Consider the following 14,693-nt stretch of genomic DNA (forward strand, 5'->3'; position numbering starts at 1 on the left):
GAACCCCGTGGGCCGCCTCGCCGCTGAACCCGGGGCGCGCCGAGCGGCGCGTCCCGGGCGGCGCGGACGTCAGTAGCCGAGCGCCTCGTTCACGGCGGCGGCCGACGGCGGCACGGTCGCCTTGGGGCCGACGTGGTTCTCGATCGCGTCGAGGGTCTTGAGGCCGTCGCCGGTGATCAGCAGGACGGTCTCGGCGTCCGGGTCCAGCTTGCCGGTCTCGACCAGCTTCTTCGCCGTGGCGACGGTGACCCCGCCCGCCGTTTCGGTGAAGATGCCTTCGGTGCGGGCCAGCAGCCGGATGCCTTCGACGACCTCTTCGTCCGTGACGTCCTCGATCGCGCCGCCGGTGCGGTTGACGATGTCGAGGACGTAGGGGCCGTCGGCCGGGTTGCCGATCGCCAGCGAGCGGGCGATGGTGTCCGGCTTCACCGGCTGGACGACGTCGTGGCCGGCGCGGAACGCTGCCGACACCGGCGAGCAACCGGTGGCCTGCGCGCCGAACACCTTGTACGGGCTGGCGTCCACGAGACCGAGCTGACCCAGCTCGCGGAAACCCTTGTCCACCTTCGTCAGCTGCGAACCGGAGGCGATCGGCACGACGATCTGCGGCGGGATGCGCCAGCCGAGCTGCTCGGCGACTTCGAAGGCCAGCGTCTTCGAGCCTTCCGAGTAGTACGGCCGGACGTTCACGTTCACGAACGCCCACTTCGGGTGCTCGCCGGCCAGCTCGGTGGCGAGGCGGTTGACGTCGTCGTAGTTGCCGTCGACCGCGACGAGGTCACCGTCGTACACGGCGGTGGTGAGGATCTTGGCGCGCTCGAGGGTCTTCGGGATCAGCACGACCGACCGCCAGCCGGCGCGGGCCGCGGCGGCGGCCGTCGCGTTGGCCAGGTTGCCGGTCGACGGACACGCGAGTACCTCGAAGCCGAACTCGCGGGCCGCGGCCAGCGCGACGGCGACGACGCGGTCCTTGAACGAGTGCGTCGGGTTGCCGGTGTCGTCCTTGACCCACACGCGCTTGAGGCCGAGTTCCTTGGCGAGGCGGTCGGCGCGGACCAGGCGGGTCGCGCCCGGCTCGGTGTTCGGGATCTCTTCGACGTTGGACGGAACCGGGAGGAGTTTCTTGTAGCGCCAGATGTTCTTGGGGCCGGCCTCGATGTCTTCGCGGCGGACGCGGCCGAAGTCGTAGGCGACCTCGAGCGGCGAGAAGTCTTCGGCGGAGACGAATTCGGGGGCGAGCGGCTGCCGGTGACCCTCTTCCTTCGACACCAGTTCGACGGCGGGACCGAGGTCCGGGGTCTTGGTGGTGGAGGTCGTGCCGAGGGTTGCGGTCATCGCGAGGTTCCTTTCCTCATCTGCCCCGCCGAAGCGGGCCGGAATTGGCACCGTGGTCGTCAGCTACCCCGCGATCGCGGGATGACGGGCTGTACGCCGGTTGCCGGGGCTTCGTCGGGCCGTTCCCTCTGCCCCTCTGGATGAGCGGTATTCGGTTGTCGGTGCGCGCACGCCGGGTCTCCCCGGGGCGGGCTGCCTCGGCTACACCGTACGACATCCCGCGCGGACCGTGCCACGGTGGCCGCCCGACATCACCGGAGCGGGCGCACCGCCGCGCGGGTGAGAAGATTCGGGGGTGACCGCGCAAGCCACCGCCCCGGCCCCGCTGCACCTGGTCCTGGGTGACGAAGAACTGCTGATCGAGCGGGCCGTCCGCGACACGCTCGCCGCCGCCCGCGCGACGGACCCGACGGCCGAGCTGACCCGGGTCCGGGTGTCCGATCTCACAGCGCCCGAGCTGGCCGAACTGGTGAGCCCGTCGCTGTTCAGCGAAGGCCGGGTGATCGTCCTCGAATCGGCTCAGGACATCTCGCAGGAGCTGGCCGACGCCGTCGCGTCCTACCTGAAGGACCCGGCGGACGGGGTCGTGCTCGTCGTCGTGCACACCGGCGGCGGCCGCAGCAAGGCGGGCAAGTCGCTCCCGGCGGCGCTGAAGAAGGCCGGGGCCGAGATCACCGAGTGCCCGAAGCTGACGAAACCGGCCGAGCGCGAGCAGTTCGTGCGGCACGAGGTGCGCCGGGCGGGCGGCAAGATCGACCCCGCCGGCGTCGCCGCGCTGATCGACGCCGTGGGCTCCGACCTGCGTGAACTCTCCTCGGCGGCCAGTCAGCTGGTCGCCGACACAGGCGGCGCGGTCGACGCCGACGCCGTCCGCCAGTACCACCGCGGCCGCGCCGACGTGACCGGGTTCGCGGTCGCGGAGAAGGCGGTCAGCGGCGACCGTTCGGCGGCGCTGGAGTCGTTGCGCTGGGCGATGCAGCTCGGGGTCCCGCACGTCCTGGTGGCCGACGCGCTGGCGGACGCCGTCCGCACGATCGCGCGCGTCTCGGGTGCCGGTCGCGGCAACCCGAACCAGATGGCGGGCGAGCTGGGCATGCCGCCGTGGAAGATCCGCAAGGCGCAGGGCCAGTCCCGCGGCTGGAACCAGGACGGGCTCGCGACGGCCATGCGGGTGGTCGCGCGGCTGAACGCCGAGGTCAAGGGCGTGGCGGCGGACCCGGGCTACGCGCTGGAGCGAGCCGTCCTCGAGGTGGCGGCCGCCAAGGGCTGACCCCGGACACGAAGAAGGCCCCGGCCGGAGCCGGGGCCTTCCCAGAAATCAACCAGCTCAGAGCGCGTTGACGCGCTTGGCCAGCGCCGACTTCTTGTTGGCGGCCTGGTTGGCGTGGATGACGCCCTTCGAGACGGCCTTGTCCAGCTTCTGGGCGGCGTCGCGCTGCAGCTCGACGGCCTTGGCCTTGTCGCCGGCCTCGGCGGCTTCGCGGACCTTGCGGATCGCGGTCTTCACCGAGGACCGGATCGCCTGGTTGCGCTGACGCGCCTTCTCGTTCGTGGTGATGCGCTTGATCTGCGACTTGATGTTGGCCATAGGGCAACTCCTGCTTCACTCGGTGAGATCGCCGCCGCGCTGAAGTGGCCCCGCGGAAAGCGGGTTTCCTCCATGACGGAATGCCGCACGGGCAGCGAGGGCCCACTTTAACAGCCGGGCCGCGGGCGTCCGGCGGCGGGAGTACGGTGGACGGCGGTCAGTGCCTAGGGTTCCGCCGCCGGTCCGCGCACACCGCACCACACAACCAGGGCCGGGCGGGTCTGGTCCGAGCGGCACCATCGGCGGGCCCGGACGGCCGGTCGTTCATCTGACGGGGCAAAAGCCTGGAGGACCCGGTTTTCGCGCGCGCGAAAACACCGTAAGGGGGTCCCGTGAACGCCACCGCTTTGTCCCTCGTCCTCGTCGCCGCCGTCGTGCACGCCGCGTGGAACCTCGCCGCCAAGCGGATCTCCTCGGGCGGCACCCAGTTCGTCTGGCTCTACTACACGGTTTCCGCCGTCCTCCTGCTGCCGGTGACCGTCGTGCTGCTCGTCGCCGAGCCCGAACGTCCACAGTGGAGCTGGCTGCTCGCCGCCGTGGTGACGGCGGTGCTGCACGTGGCCTACGGCGTCGTCCTGCAACGCGGGTACCGCGTCGGGGACCTCTCCGTCGTCTACCCGGTCGCGCGGGGCACCGGGCCGCTGCTGTCGGTGCTGGCCGCCGTCCTGGTGCTCGGCGAGCGGCCGGGCGTCCTCGGCCTGGTCGGCGCGTTCCTGGTCATCGCCGGCGTGCTGGTGATCAGCACCGGCCGCACGGCCGAGGACCCCCGTGCGGTCAAGGCGGGGATCCTCTACGGCCTGCTGACCGGCGCCACCATCGCCGGCTACACCCTCTGGGACGCGCACTCCGTGACCGGCCTCGGCGTGCCGCCGGTCGTCTACTTCGGCCTCGGCTCGATCCTGCAGAGCGCGATGCTCGTGCCCGGCGCCCTGGCCGGCCGCGCCGAAGTCCGCCGCCTCTGGCGCGAGCAGCGCCGGGAGGTGCTGCTGGTCGCCGTGCTGTCGCCGGTCGCGTACATCCTCGTGCTGTTCGCGCTCACGATGGCGCCGGTCAGCCTGGTCGCGCCCGCCCGGGAGCTGAGCATCGTGATCGGCGGCGTCGCCGCGTGGCTGGTGCTGGGCGAAAGCAACGCCGTCCGGCGGCTGGCCGGGTCGGTGATCGTGCTGTCCGGCATCGCCGCGATTGCGGCCGCCTGAGCCCGTCCGGTAGGGATGGTGCGATGGAAGTCCTGAAGAGCAGGCTGATCGTCCGCCCGCGCGACGCCGCCGCGACCACCGCGTTCTACCGCGACACCCTCGGCCTGGCCGTGGAGCGCGAGTTCCCCGGCGGCACCGTGTTCTTCCTCGGGCACGGCTCCCTGGAAGTGTCAGGCGCGGGCGAAACCGGCTCGTCGCCCGACCTGGTGCTGTGGCTGCAGGTCCGTGACCTCGCCGGGACGCTTTCCGACCTGAAGGCGAAGGGCCTGGAGCCGGTGCGGGACGCCCGGCGGGAGCCCTGGGGCCTCGACGAGGCCTGGATCGCCGACCCGGACGGCACGCGGATCGTGCTGGTCGAGGTGCCCGAAGGCCACCCGATCCGCACGGACACCCGCTAGGCGGGCTTGACGGCCCGCAGCTGCGCGGCGAGCGCGGCGAACCCGGGCGGCTCCCAGGTCCACGTCTGCAGGTCGGCGAAGCCCGCGGCCGCGGCCTCGTCGGCCAGCACGTGCCTGCTCACGGGCAGCCACTTCTCGTGCGCGGACAGCAGCAGCCGCCCGCCGGGGCGCAGCACCCGGAACAGCTCGGCGAAGCCCGCCGCGCGGTCGTCCCACAGCATCACGTTGTTGACGCTCAGCACGACGTCGACCGAGCCGTCCGGCTCGCCGGTGTGCGCGGCGGACCCTTCGCGCAGCTCGGCGCGGTCGCCGCAGCGCTCGTGGCACAGCGCGAGCATCTCGGGGGAGGGGTCGACGCCGATGGTGCGCCCGGCCAGGCGCGCGGTGGCGGCCAGGCCGATGCCGGGGCCGGGGCCGACGACCAGGGCGGTCTCGTCCGGTTCGATCTTCGCCAGGTCGACGACGCGGTGTTCGGTGGCGGCGTTGCCCCGCGCCATGACCCAGCCGCCGAGGCGGCCGAGCGGGCCGGAGGGGTGACCGAACGCACGGTCGAGAACGCGGGAAAAGCCGCTGGTCTCCGGCTGGGGAGGGGGCGCCGGCTGGTGCGGAGTGCTCATACTTCGAGGGCACCACGGATCGCGAAACCCCGCATCGGGGATGACCCCCACCCGCACCCGGAGGGTCATGGGAACATAGAGGTGGCCATCCCCGACTTTCCGAGGACTCATTCGAGTGACGACGTTCGCCGACACCACCTTCACGCCTCCGGAGCTCATCCGGAACTTCTGCATCATCGCGCACATCGACCACGGCAAGTCCACCCTGGCCGACCGCATGCTGCAGCTCACCGGCGTCGTGGAAGAGCGGGCCATGCGCGCTCAGTACCTCGACCGGATGGACATCGAGCGCGAGCGCGGCATCACCATCAAGGCGCAGAACGTCCGGCTGCCCTGGCAGGTCGACGGCCAGGACCACGTCCTGCACATGATCGACACCCCCGGCCACGTCGACTTCACCTACGAGGTCTCGCGGGCGCTGGAGGCGTGCGAAGGCGCGATCTTGCTGGTCGACGCGGCGCAGGGGATCGAGGCCCAGACCCTGGCCAACCTGTACCTCGCGCTGGAGAACAACCTCCAGATCATCCCGGTGCTCAACAAGATCGACCTGCCCTCGGCCGACCCCGACAAGTACGCGGGTGAGCTGGCCCACATCATCGGCTGCGAGCCCGAGGACGTGCTGCGGGTCTCGGCCAAGACCGGCATGGGGGTCGGCGACCTGCTCGACGAGGTCGTCAAGCAGGTCCCGGCGCCGCAGGGCGACGCCGACGCGCCTGCCCGCGCGATGATCTTCGACTCGGTGTACGACACCTACCGCGGCGTCGTCACCTACATCCGCGTCGTCGACGGCAAGATCACGCCGCGCGAGAAGATCAAGATGATGTCGACCGGCGCCACGCACGAGCTGCTCGAGGTCGGCATCATCTCGCCGGAACCCAAGCCCAGCAAGGGGCTCGGCGTCGGCGAGGTCGGCTACCTGATCACCGGTGTGAAGGACGTCCGGCAGTCGAAGGTCGGCGACACCGTGACGTCCGAGCGCCACGGCGCGAAGGAGGCGCTGGCGGGCTACCGCGAGCCGAAGCCGATGGTCTATTCCGGACTGTATCCGGTGGATGGCTCGGACTACCCGGAGCTGCGCGAGGCGCTGGACAAGCTCCAGCTCAACGACGCCGCGCTCGACTACGAGCCGGAGACGTCGGTGGCGCTGGGCTTCGGCTTCCGCTGCGGCTTCCTCGGCCTGCTGCACCTGGAGATCACGCGCGACCGGCTGGAGCGCGAGTTCGGGCTCGACCTCATCTCGACGGCGCCGAACGTCATCTACCGCGTGGTCCTGGAGGACCGCAGCGAGGTCGTCGTGACCAACCCGTCGGACTGGCCGACCGGGCTGAAGATCGCCGAGGTCCACGAGCCGGTGTCGAAGGTCAGCATCCTCGCGCCGTCGGAGTTCGTCGGCACGATCATGGAGCTGTGCCAGACGAAGCGCGGCACCCTGCTCGGCATGGACTACCTGTCCGAAGACCGCGTCGAACTGCGCTACAACATCCCGCTCGCGGAAATCATCTTCGACTTCTTCGACACGCTGAAGTCGCGTACGCGTGGTTACGCGTCCCTCGACTACGAAGAGGCGGGAGAGCAGATCGCGGATCTGGTCAAGGTGGACATCCTGCTGCAGGGCGAAACCGTCGACGCGTTCTCCGCGATCGTGCACAAGGACGCGGCCTACGGCTACGGCAACCGCATGGCGACGCGGCTGCGCGAGCTGATCCCGCGCCAGCAGTTCGAGGTCCCGATCCAGGCGGCGGTCGGTTCGCGGATCATCGCGCGGGAGACGATCCGCGCGATCCGCAAGGACGTGCTGGCGAAGTGCTACGGCGGTGACATCTCGCGGAAGCGGAAACTGCTGGAGAAGCAGAAGGAAGGCAAGAAGCGGATGAAGACCGTCGGCCGGGTCGAGGTCCCGCAGGAGGCCTTCGTCGCCGCACTGTCCACTGAGGACTCGGGCAAGAACAAGAAGTGAGTGTCGCCTCGAAGTGACACCGGCGCCGTTATTCACTCTTCCGCGTGAATAACGGCGCCGAACCCGTGTTCGATGCGGTTTCTGTCGGTGCTCTCTGGTGCTCTGGTGCGAAGAGCGAAAGGAGGGCACGATGACTCTCATGATGGACTTCCAGTATCCGACCGGGTCGGGCCCCATGACGGTGCGCGACCTGGAGGGGATGCCGGATGACGGCCGAAGATACGAACTCATCGACGGGGCGCTGCTCGTGACCCCGGCACCCGGGCTGCGGCACCAGAAGATCGCCTACCGGCTCTACGGCGTGCTGGAAGCGGTGTGCCCGCCGGAGTTCGACGTGCTCGGCGCCCCGTTCGCGGTGCACCACGGCGACCGGATCGAGCTGCAGCCGGACGTCCTGGTCGGCCGGGCGGCGGACTTCACCGAGAAGGACCTCCCGGCGCCGCCGGTGCTCGCCGTCGAAGTGCTGTCGCCCAGCACGGCGATCTACGACCTGAACCTCAAGAAGGCGGTCTACGAACGGCTCGGCACCGGCAGCTACTGGGTGATCGACCCGGCCGACCCGGCGCTGACGGTGTTCGAGCTGGACGGCGACGGGCACTACCAGCAGGTGGACAAGGCCGCGGGTGACGAGGTGCTGGAGGTCGAGCTGCCGTTCCCGGTGCGGATCGTGCCCCGGGAGCTGCTGGGGCGGCGCGGCTGAGCCGGGGCCGGGTCAGTGGTGGCGGATGCGGGGTGAGCCGCGGAGCTGGGCGTGCAGCTGCCGGTGCCGCAGTTCCTTCCGGAGGCGCTCGACCACGGCGTCGAACAGGCCGGGGTCGAGGATCGCGGTCTGCTCGAACTGCCGCCGGCCCGGCGGCGCCGGGGCGAGCCGCCCGCGCGGTGCGTAGCGCTGTACGGAGCTCTCGACGCCGCCGCCGGTGACCAGGTCGACCCAGAGGGCGTCGCGCACGAAGCCGTCGCCGAAGCGGGCCGAGCGGCGGGGCGTGATGTCGGCGATCTGCGTCCACGGGATCACGCGCGTGCTGAGCGTGCCCGCGGGCAGGCGGAGGCCTTCTTCGCCGACGGTGAGGTCCTGGAGGCCCTCGAAGCCGCGTTTGAGCTCGCGGGCGCGGGACGCGCGGTAGGCCAGCACGGCGAAGAGCACGCTCGCCGCGTAGGCCCCGCCGATCAGCCACGGCGACAGGCCGCGCACCAGCCCGAGGGCGAGGACCACGCCGAACCCGGCATCGGCGACGAGGAGCACGCCGAGCAGGACCTTGACCGGCGTGCTGACGCGAGGTGGTGACTCGGACAACGACGACTCCCGGGAGGCGGAAGGATCAGGAATTGCCGATTATCCGGTCCGCCCGGATGAACACCGCAACCCGCCGCTCCTCGGCCATCACGCGGTCGTACTCGGCCCAGTCGTCGTGCGTCCCGGTCGCGGCCTTGAAGACGTCGCGCAGCAGCTGTGGCAGCCCCGCGGGGTCGAACGCGGGATCGGGATCGTCCGGCCCGACGAGGTGGGTGGCCCCGGTGACGGAGAGCCAGTTCCACCCCCGCCGGAAGGTCACGGTGGCGTGCCCGGCCCGCCGCAGCAGCGCGAGCTTGTGCGCCTTCCCGACGGCGACATAGGCAACCCCGGCGGCCCCGGTCACCGGATCGTCGAAGACCCCGGCGTTGACGACGGACGAGTGCACGGTCCCATCGGCCCGAGTGGTGGCGACGGTGGCAAGGCCGTGCTCCTGCAGCGACAGCGTGCGAACCTGCTCCAGATCGGCGCTCATGCCCCAACCTAACCCGCCGGGGGCGCCTGGTGTTCCACGACAGGCGACAGTCCCAGCAGTCGTAACGGCACGTGTGAGATCGGCGACTGTGAGCTCGACGGAGTGCATCGGCTGTGCGAAGAGGGAGTGCTGTCATCGTCGGGCTTGAAGCAGCCTTGCTGAAGGTAGGGGCCGCGCTGGCCAAACGGGCGGCGCGGGCGTGGTTGTCGAACCGGACGAGCGCGGACCGTCGCGAGATGGAGCTTGCCGAACTGATCGCGTACCGGTACCCGGTGCTGCGCCACCAGCGTGAATTCCGGCGCAAGGTGGAAGAGATCGAGGACCAGGTCGCGGATCGCCTGCAGCCGCTCTGTGAGAATGAGTTCCCGGAACTCGCGGGCAACGAGCGCGAGGCCGCGACCCTCGCGGTCGCCGACGCGCTTGAGCGCGCGGACTTGACCGACGCGGTTATCTTCCGGGTCGATCTGAATCCCATCGGCTTGGCGCGGGAGATCAGAGAACATACCCCTCAGACGGTGCGGAACGGGGATCTCTCGGAGCCGGCAGGGCAACTGTTCGAGCTGCTGCTCGACCAGGTCTGCTACTACTTGGCGCACCTGATCCGCGACCTACCGGAGTTCGACGCACGTGCGTCCGTCGAAATGCTCTCCCGGTTGAGCAGCATCGCCGGGCAACTGGGCGAGGTACTCGATCGCCTTCCGGTTACCGAGCTGAGGGCGTCGACCGAGGAAGACCAGGACGAGGAGTTTCGGGACCAGTACTTCGAGCTGGCCAGCAACCTGTACGACCGGTTGGACATCCTCGGTATCACGACGAACTACTACGAACCGACGATCACCTTGACGGTTGCCTACCTCAGCCTCACGGCATCGGCGGCAACCGCCGGTCACAAGTCTCGGCAGACCGCGGAAAAGGCCGAGACTCCGGTCGGCGCGGCCCCCGAGGAGAGACCCCAAGACGTGGTTCGCGTGGAGAACGCGCTCGGCGGCAAACGGCTCATCCTCATCCAGGGTGATGCCGGTGCCGGGAAGAGCACCCTCCTGCAGTGGATCGCGATCACGGCGGTGCGACGGCGGTTCGTCGGCAGGCTTTCGGACTGGAACGGGAGGGTGCCCTTCCTCATCCGACTCCGCGACTTTTCCGAGAATCGGCTGCCCAGCGGAGACGAGTTCCTTCTGCACGCCAACGCTCCCCAGTGGGGACCCGTCCCAGAAGGCTGGGTCGACCGTGTCGCGGAAGCAGGGCGTGCGTTGTTCCTGATCGACGGCGTGGACGAACTCCCAGAGCAGGAACGCGCGAAGGTGAGGGAGTGGCTGCGCGGGCTCAACGTCCGTTTCCCGGAGTGCCTGGTGGTCGTCACCTCGCGCCCTTCGGAGGGAACGCAGCAGTGGCTCGTTGCCGACAAGTTCCACCCTGTCACCCTCGAGCCGATGAACCCGCAGGACGTTCGCATTTTCATCGAACGCTGGCACAACGCCCTTCTGGATTCGACGGCCGGGCTGGAGATCGCCCTTCCGTGCCCGCGCGAGGACGTTCCCGGGCACCAGCGGAGTTTGCTGGTGCATTTGGACTCCAGGCCGCATCTACGCGCACTGGCTCGGAACCCCCTCTTGTGCGCAATGATCTGCGCGCTGAACCTCGATCGGCGGGCCAACCTGCCGCGCGACCGGATGACGCTCTACGAGGCGGCGCTTGACATGCTGCTGGAGCGTCGCGATGCCGACAAGAGGGTCCCGGTCGGTGGAGGGGCTCAGCTCAGCGCTGTCGAAAAGAGGGCCTTGCTGAGGGCCCTGGCTTGGTGGCTGAACGAGAACGGCCGGGCCGAGATGTCCCGGGAGGAGGCCATCCACCAGCTGAGGCTCAAGATCGCCTCAATGCCCGGAGTGACTCAGAAGCCTGAGGAGGTCCTGCTGCACCTGCTCGAACGCAGCGGCTTGGTCCGGCAGCCTGTCATTGGTCGGATCGACTTCGTGCACCGGACCTTCCAGGAGTTTCTTGCGGCGAAAGAGGTGGTCGAGCGGGACAGCATCGACCTGCTGATCAACAACGCGAGTTCCGATCTGTGGCGGGAGACAGTGCTCATGGCCTGCTCCCACGCGTCCGTGGTGCAACGCGACCGGCTGCTCAACGGGATCGTCGACAAGGCGTTCGCTCTACACCACCGGGAAGGCGCGCCGTCAAAACACCGGCTGATGCTCCTCGCGGCCTCGTGCCTGGAAAGTGCCTTGGAACTGTCCTCCGGAACCATCCGGCGGGTCGAGGCATGCCTGCACGAGCTGGTGCCGCCGACAAGCATGGACGAAGTGAGCGCGCTCGCCACTGTCGGACGTCCGCTCTTCCGCGTCCTTCCGCGGGACCTCGGCAATCTGCCGGAGAAGCACGCGGTGCTGCTGGTGCGTACCGTCGCGCTTTCGAACGAAGTCGACGTCCTCCGGGTACTCGCTCAGTACGCGCGCGATCAGCGGTGGGGAATTCAGGAGGAGATCGTCGCCTGCGCGCGGTACTTCGACTTGGGTGACTACTGCGATCGCGTGCTGCGCGACGCTCCGCTGTTCGACAACACCATGGAAATAAGGAGCGCGGATTGGATCGAGCACCTCGGCAAGCTTCGCAAGCTGACCAGTGTCGAGATCAAGATCTACCCGGAGAAGATCGATGACCTCAATGCGTTCCGGAATATTCACGCGCTGCGTGGCCTGCTCGTGCACGTCGCCGGTCACTGTGACATCACGCCGTTGGGCGCGCTCAGAAGCAGGCTCGGTTACCTGAACCTCACGTGCGATGGGAAGTTCGTTGGGTTGGAGCACCTGAGCGACCTCCGCTTGCTGCGCGAGCTGGCGCTGGCGCCGGCGGAGGGGCTGGACGACCTCGGCTTCATCGGTATCGCGTTGGGTGGGCTGACCAGATTGGATCTTTCGGGCATCGAGTCCGGTACCGACCTGTCCGTGCTCGGAAACCTCGTCGAGTTGCGGCGACTCGGGCTCAGAGGGTGCCGAGAACGGATCGATCTTTCGCTGCTCGATGGCTTGGCCAAGTTGGAGCGAGTCGACCTGCGCGATGCATTCCCTGGCCTGGACCTAGGTCCATTGGCTCATCGACACCTGCGGGTCGTCCTCGATCGCGACCACCAGTGCACAGGTGTCGAGTCGTTGGGGCCCCAGGTGGACCTTCAGTTCTTCTGAGAAACGCGGTCGAGGAGCCGGGCGGGCCACCGTGGCGACCCGCCCGGCCCGCACGTCAGCAGGTGCCGTTGTCGGTCCACACTCCCCACTGGCCCGTCGTTCCCGGCTCCTCGCCCTGCGTCCACCACTTCGCCGTCCACTTGTGGCCGTTGTGGGACACCACGTTGCCGCCCGTGTAGACCTGCGAAGCGCTCCACGCCGGGTCCGTGCAGGTGCCCGGGTTCGTCGTGCCGCCGGTGTCCCAAGCCACCTGCGTGGACCGGTAGAAGTTGATCCCCTGCGCCACCCAGCGCGGGGCCTGGGCGCCGAGGCGGGTGCGGAACGTCGTCCAGTCGTGGGTCGACCAGGGAGACCAGCCCAGCTCCGCGTGGGCGGCCAGGCGGGGGAAGGCCAGGTAGTCGATGTCGGCCGGCTTGGTCACCGTTTCCGTCCACAGCGGGGATTCGACGCCGCGGACCGCCGATTCGCCGACGCCCGAGAGGTAGGCGCCCGGGTTCCAGCCGTACGCGTCCTGGACCTCGATGTAGCCCGCCCAGGACAGGCCGATGGGCGTCGAGCTGTTGTACTTCATGTCCAGGTACGCCTTGTTCGCCGGCGACAGGATCACCTTGCTGCCGCGGGAAACCGCGTTCGACACACCCGCGTCGGATGTCGTGGTGCCCCAGAACTGCGGGGTCGCCGAAGCAGGGAGGGTCGCCTTCGCGATGTCGTGCCAGCCCACCACCTGCTTGCCCGTCGCCGCCACCAGCGGGAGGACCTTGTTCACGAACGTCAGGTAGTCGGCCGCGGAGGTCGAGGACGCCTCGTCGCCGCCGATGTGGAGGTACGGGCCCGGGGTCAGGGCCGCCAGCTCGCGCAGGACGTCCGCGATGAACGTGTACGTGATGTCCTTCGAGATGCACAGCGAGCTGTAGCCGACCGCCGTGTCCGTGCGCAGCGCCGGGGCCACCCCGTTGCAGTTCAGCTCCGCGTACGACGCCAGCGCCGCGTTGACGTGCCCCGGCATGTCGATCTCCGGGATGATCGTGATGTGGCGCGAGGCCGCGTAGTCCACGATCTCGGTGTACTGCGCCTTCGTGTAGTAGCCGCCCGCGCCGCCGCCGACCTGGGTGCTGCCGCCGTACGTCGCCAGCTTCGGCCAGCTGTCGATCTGGAGGCGCCAGCCCTGGTCGTCCGCCAGGTGCAGGTGCAGGTTGTTGATCTTGTACTGGGCGAGCTGGTCGAGGTAGCGCTTCACCGTCGACACCGGGTGGAAGTGCCGCGCGACGTCGAGCATCGCGCCGCGGTAGCCGAAGCGCGGGTAGTCCAGGACCGTCGCGCCCGGGATGCTCCACGGGCCCGGCTGCGCCGACGCGCTTTCGATGCTGCCGGGCAGCAGCTGCCGCAGTGTCTGGACGCCGGCGAAGAGCCCGTCGGCGGTCGTCGCCCGGATGGTCACCGAGGACGCCGACGACACGAGCTGGTAGCCCTGCGCGCCGACGGAAGCGGGCGCCCCGCTCAGCAGCAGGGCGATGCTGTCGGACGGCACGGACGCCGGGGCGTCGGACACCGGCAGCGCGAAGCCGGTCGAGGGGCGCAGCACGCCGGCCAGGTAGTCGCCCACCTGCTTCGCCGGCGCGGACCCGGCCTCGGTGACGATCTTCGTCGTCGACACCAGCGGGAACGAGACCCCGGCGGCGGCCGTCACCGAAACCGGGACCGGGACGATCGACTGCAGCGCCGGCGTGGCCGCTGCGGCCGGCGTGAGCTGGGCGGCTGTCGTACTGGCACCGATCAGGGCCAGTACGGCGAGTGCGCGGCCGAGGCGCCGCGTTCTGGACGTCTTCACCGGGGGACCTCCTGGCGGGATGGGCGCGACCTCGCCGTCGCACCTGCCCGGATCGTCGCACTTTCGGCAGCCGTGGTCTAGACCAGTCTGGGTGGTTGAGTCCGAGCGGACGAGGTGATCAAAAGCTCTCCACGATGCTGCTGCCCGCCTGAGGACTACGCTCGGTGGCATGTTCGACGAGCTGGCGTTCCCGGTCATCGCCGCGCCCATGGCGGGCGGGCCCACCACCCCCGAGCTGGTCGCCGCGGTGACCGAGGCGGGCGGCTTCGGGTTCCTCTCGGCAGGGATGCTCACCCCCGCCGCGCTGGCGGCGCAGATCGAGCGGACACGGGAGCTGACCGGCGGCGAGTTCGGCGTCAACCTCTTCGTCCCGCAGCCCGACACCGGCGCCGACCTCGGCGCGCACCGTGAACGGCTCGAGGCCTTCGCGCGCGAGTACGACGTCGAGCTCGGCGAACCGAAGTGGGACGACGACAACTACCCGGCGAAGCTGGACGTGGTGCTCGAGAAGCGGGTGCCCGTGGTGTCGTTCACCTTCGGGCCGCCGTCGCCGTCGGACATCCGGCGGCTCAAGGAAGCCGGGGCGAAGGTGGTCGTCACCGTGACCACGCCCGAGAGCGCGCAGCGGGCGGCGGATCTCGGGGCCGACGCGCTCGTCGTGCAGGGCTTCGAGGCGGGCGGGCACCGGAGCCTCTTCACCGACGACGCCCAGCTGCCCGGTGGCGGCGCGGAGTACGGCGTGCTGGCGCTGCTGCGGCTGGTCGCCGCGCGCGTCGACCTGCCGCTGATCGCCGCCGGCGGGCTGGTGCACGGCGCGGACGTCGCC

13 protein-coding genes and 1 riboswitch are annotated in these 14,693 nt (G+C 69.7%); of the genes, 7 read left to right on the forward strand and 6 right to left on the reverse strand.

Features of this window, described 5'->3' with window-relative positions; translation table 11 throughout:
* Positions 1 to 69 precede the first annotated feature (69 nt).
* On the reverse strand, positions 70 to 1,335 hold the full coding sequence (gene thrC / locus G3I65_RS27000) for a threonine synthase (protein ID WP_160698607.1): 1,266 nt from the start codon (positions 1,333 to 1,335) through the stop codon (positions 70 to 72).
* 13 nt (positions 1,336 to 1,348) lie between these two features.
* A riboswitch (SAM riboswitch) is annotated at positions 1,349 to 1,482 on the reverse strand.
* Positions 1,483 to 1,630: 148 nt separating this feature from the next.
* On the opposite strand from thrC, the gene holA reads away from it, so the two are divergent.
* Positions 1,631 to 2,605, forward strand: a complete 975-nt coding sequence (gene holA, locus G3I65_RS27005) for a DNA polymerase III subunit delta (RefSeq protein WP_160698608.1) — start codon at positions 1,631 to 1,633, stop codon at positions 2,603 to 2,605.
* A gap of 57 nt (positions 2,606 to 2,662) precedes the next feature.
* Here the strand turns inward: holA and rpsT are convergent, their stop codons facing one another.
* Positions 2,663 to 2,923, reverse strand: coding sequence for a 30S ribosomal protein S20 (gene rpsT, locus G3I65_RS27010; protein ID WP_013228460.1), 261 nt, complete (start codon positions 2,921 to 2,923; stop codon positions 2,663 to 2,665).
* A 332-nt stretch (positions 2,924 to 3,255) separates the two neighbouring features.
* Between rpsT and G3I65_RS27015 the strand changes: the two genes are divergently transcribed.
* Both G3I65_RS27015 and G3I65_RS27020 read left to right on the forward strand, forming a co-directional pair.
* The gene (locus G3I65_RS27015) at positions 3,256 to 4,119 is read left to right on the forward strand and encodes a DMT family transporter (RefSeq protein WP_160698609.1); all 864 of its coding nucleotides are present in this window, start codon (positions 3,256 to 3,258) and stop codon (positions 4,117 to 4,119) included.
* A gap of 23 nt (positions 4,120 to 4,142) precedes the next feature.
* Entirely contained in the window at positions 4,143 to 4,517 is a 375-nt protein-coding gene (locus G3I65_RS27020; protein ID WP_160698610.1) for a VOC family protein, read from the forward strand.
* On the opposite strand, the gene G3I65_RS27025 is transcribed toward G3I65_RS27020, so the two are convergent.
* Positions 4,514 to 5,134: a class I SAM-dependent methyltransferase gene (locus G3I65_RS27025; protein ID WP_160698611.1), complete on the reverse strand. Its 621-nt coding sequence runs from the start codon at positions 5,132 to 5,134 to the stop codon at positions 4,514 to 4,516. The genes G3I65_RS27020 and G3I65_RS27025 overlap by 4 nt on opposite strands.
* A 115-nt stretch (positions 5,135 to 5,249) precedes the next feature.
* Here G3I65_RS27025 and lepA point away from each other — a divergent pair, with 115 nt between their 5' ends.
* Together lepA and G3I65_RS27035 are read left to right on the forward strand one after the other, a co-directional pair.
* Positions 5,250 to 7,091: a translation elongation factor 4 gene (gene lepA, locus G3I65_RS27030; protein ID WP_160698612.1), complete on the forward strand. Its 1,842-nt coding sequence runs from the start codon at positions 5,250 to 5,252 to the stop codon at positions 7,089 to 7,091.
* A gap of 130 nt (positions 7,092 to 7,221) precedes the next feature.
* Entirely contained in the window at positions 7,222 to 7,791 is a 570-nt protein-coding gene (locus G3I65_RS27035; RefSeq protein ID WP_125314736.1) for a Uma2 family endonuclease, read from the forward strand.
* A 12-nt stretch (positions 7,792 to 7,803) separates the two neighbouring features.
* On the opposite strand, the gene G3I65_RS27040 is transcribed toward G3I65_RS27035, so the two are convergent.
* Positions 7,804 to 8,385, reverse strand: coding sequence for a hypothetical protein (locus tag G3I65_RS27040; protein WP_160698613.1), 582 nt, complete (start codon positions 8,383 to 8,385; stop codon positions 7,804 to 7,806).
* A gap of 25 nt (positions 8,386 to 8,410) precedes the next feature.
* Positions 8,411 to 8,857, reverse strand: coding sequence for a pyridoxamine 5'-phosphate oxidase family protein (locus G3I65_RS27045; RefSeq protein WP_160698614.1), 447 nt, complete (start codon positions 8,855 to 8,857; stop codon positions 8,411 to 8,413).
* Positions 8,858 to 9,012: 155 nt separating this feature from the next.
* On the opposite strand from G3I65_RS27045, the gene G3I65_RS27050 reads away from it, so the two are divergent.
* The gene (locus tag G3I65_RS27050) at positions 9,013 to 12,039 is read left to right on the forward strand and encodes an NACHT domain-containing NTPase (RefSeq protein ID WP_160698615.1); all 3,027 of its coding nucleotides are present in this window, start codon (positions 9,013 to 9,015) and stop codon (positions 12,037 to 12,039) included.
* A gap of 55 nt (positions 12,040 to 12,094) precedes the next feature.
* On the opposite strand, the gene G3I65_RS27055 is transcribed toward G3I65_RS27050, so the two are convergent.
* Positions 12,095 to 13,867, reverse strand: coding sequence for a family 20 glycosylhydrolase (locus G3I65_RS27055; RefSeq protein ID WP_160698616.1), 1,773 nt, complete (start codon positions 13,865 to 13,867; stop codon positions 12,095 to 12,097).
* A gap of 169 nt (positions 13,868 to 14,036) precedes the next feature.
* Between G3I65_RS27055 and G3I65_RS27060 the strand changes: the two genes are divergently transcribed.
* The coding region (locus G3I65_RS27060; protein WP_160698617.1) for a nitronate monooxygenase at positions 14,037 to 14,693 on the forward strand (657 nt) is incomplete at its 3' end.

The organism is Amycolatopsis sp. SID8362, assembly GCF_010550475.1.
Classification (GTDB): domain Bacteria; phylum Actinomycetota; class Actinomycetes; order Mycobacteriales; family Pseudonocardiaceae; genus Amycolatopsis; species Amycolatopsis eburnea.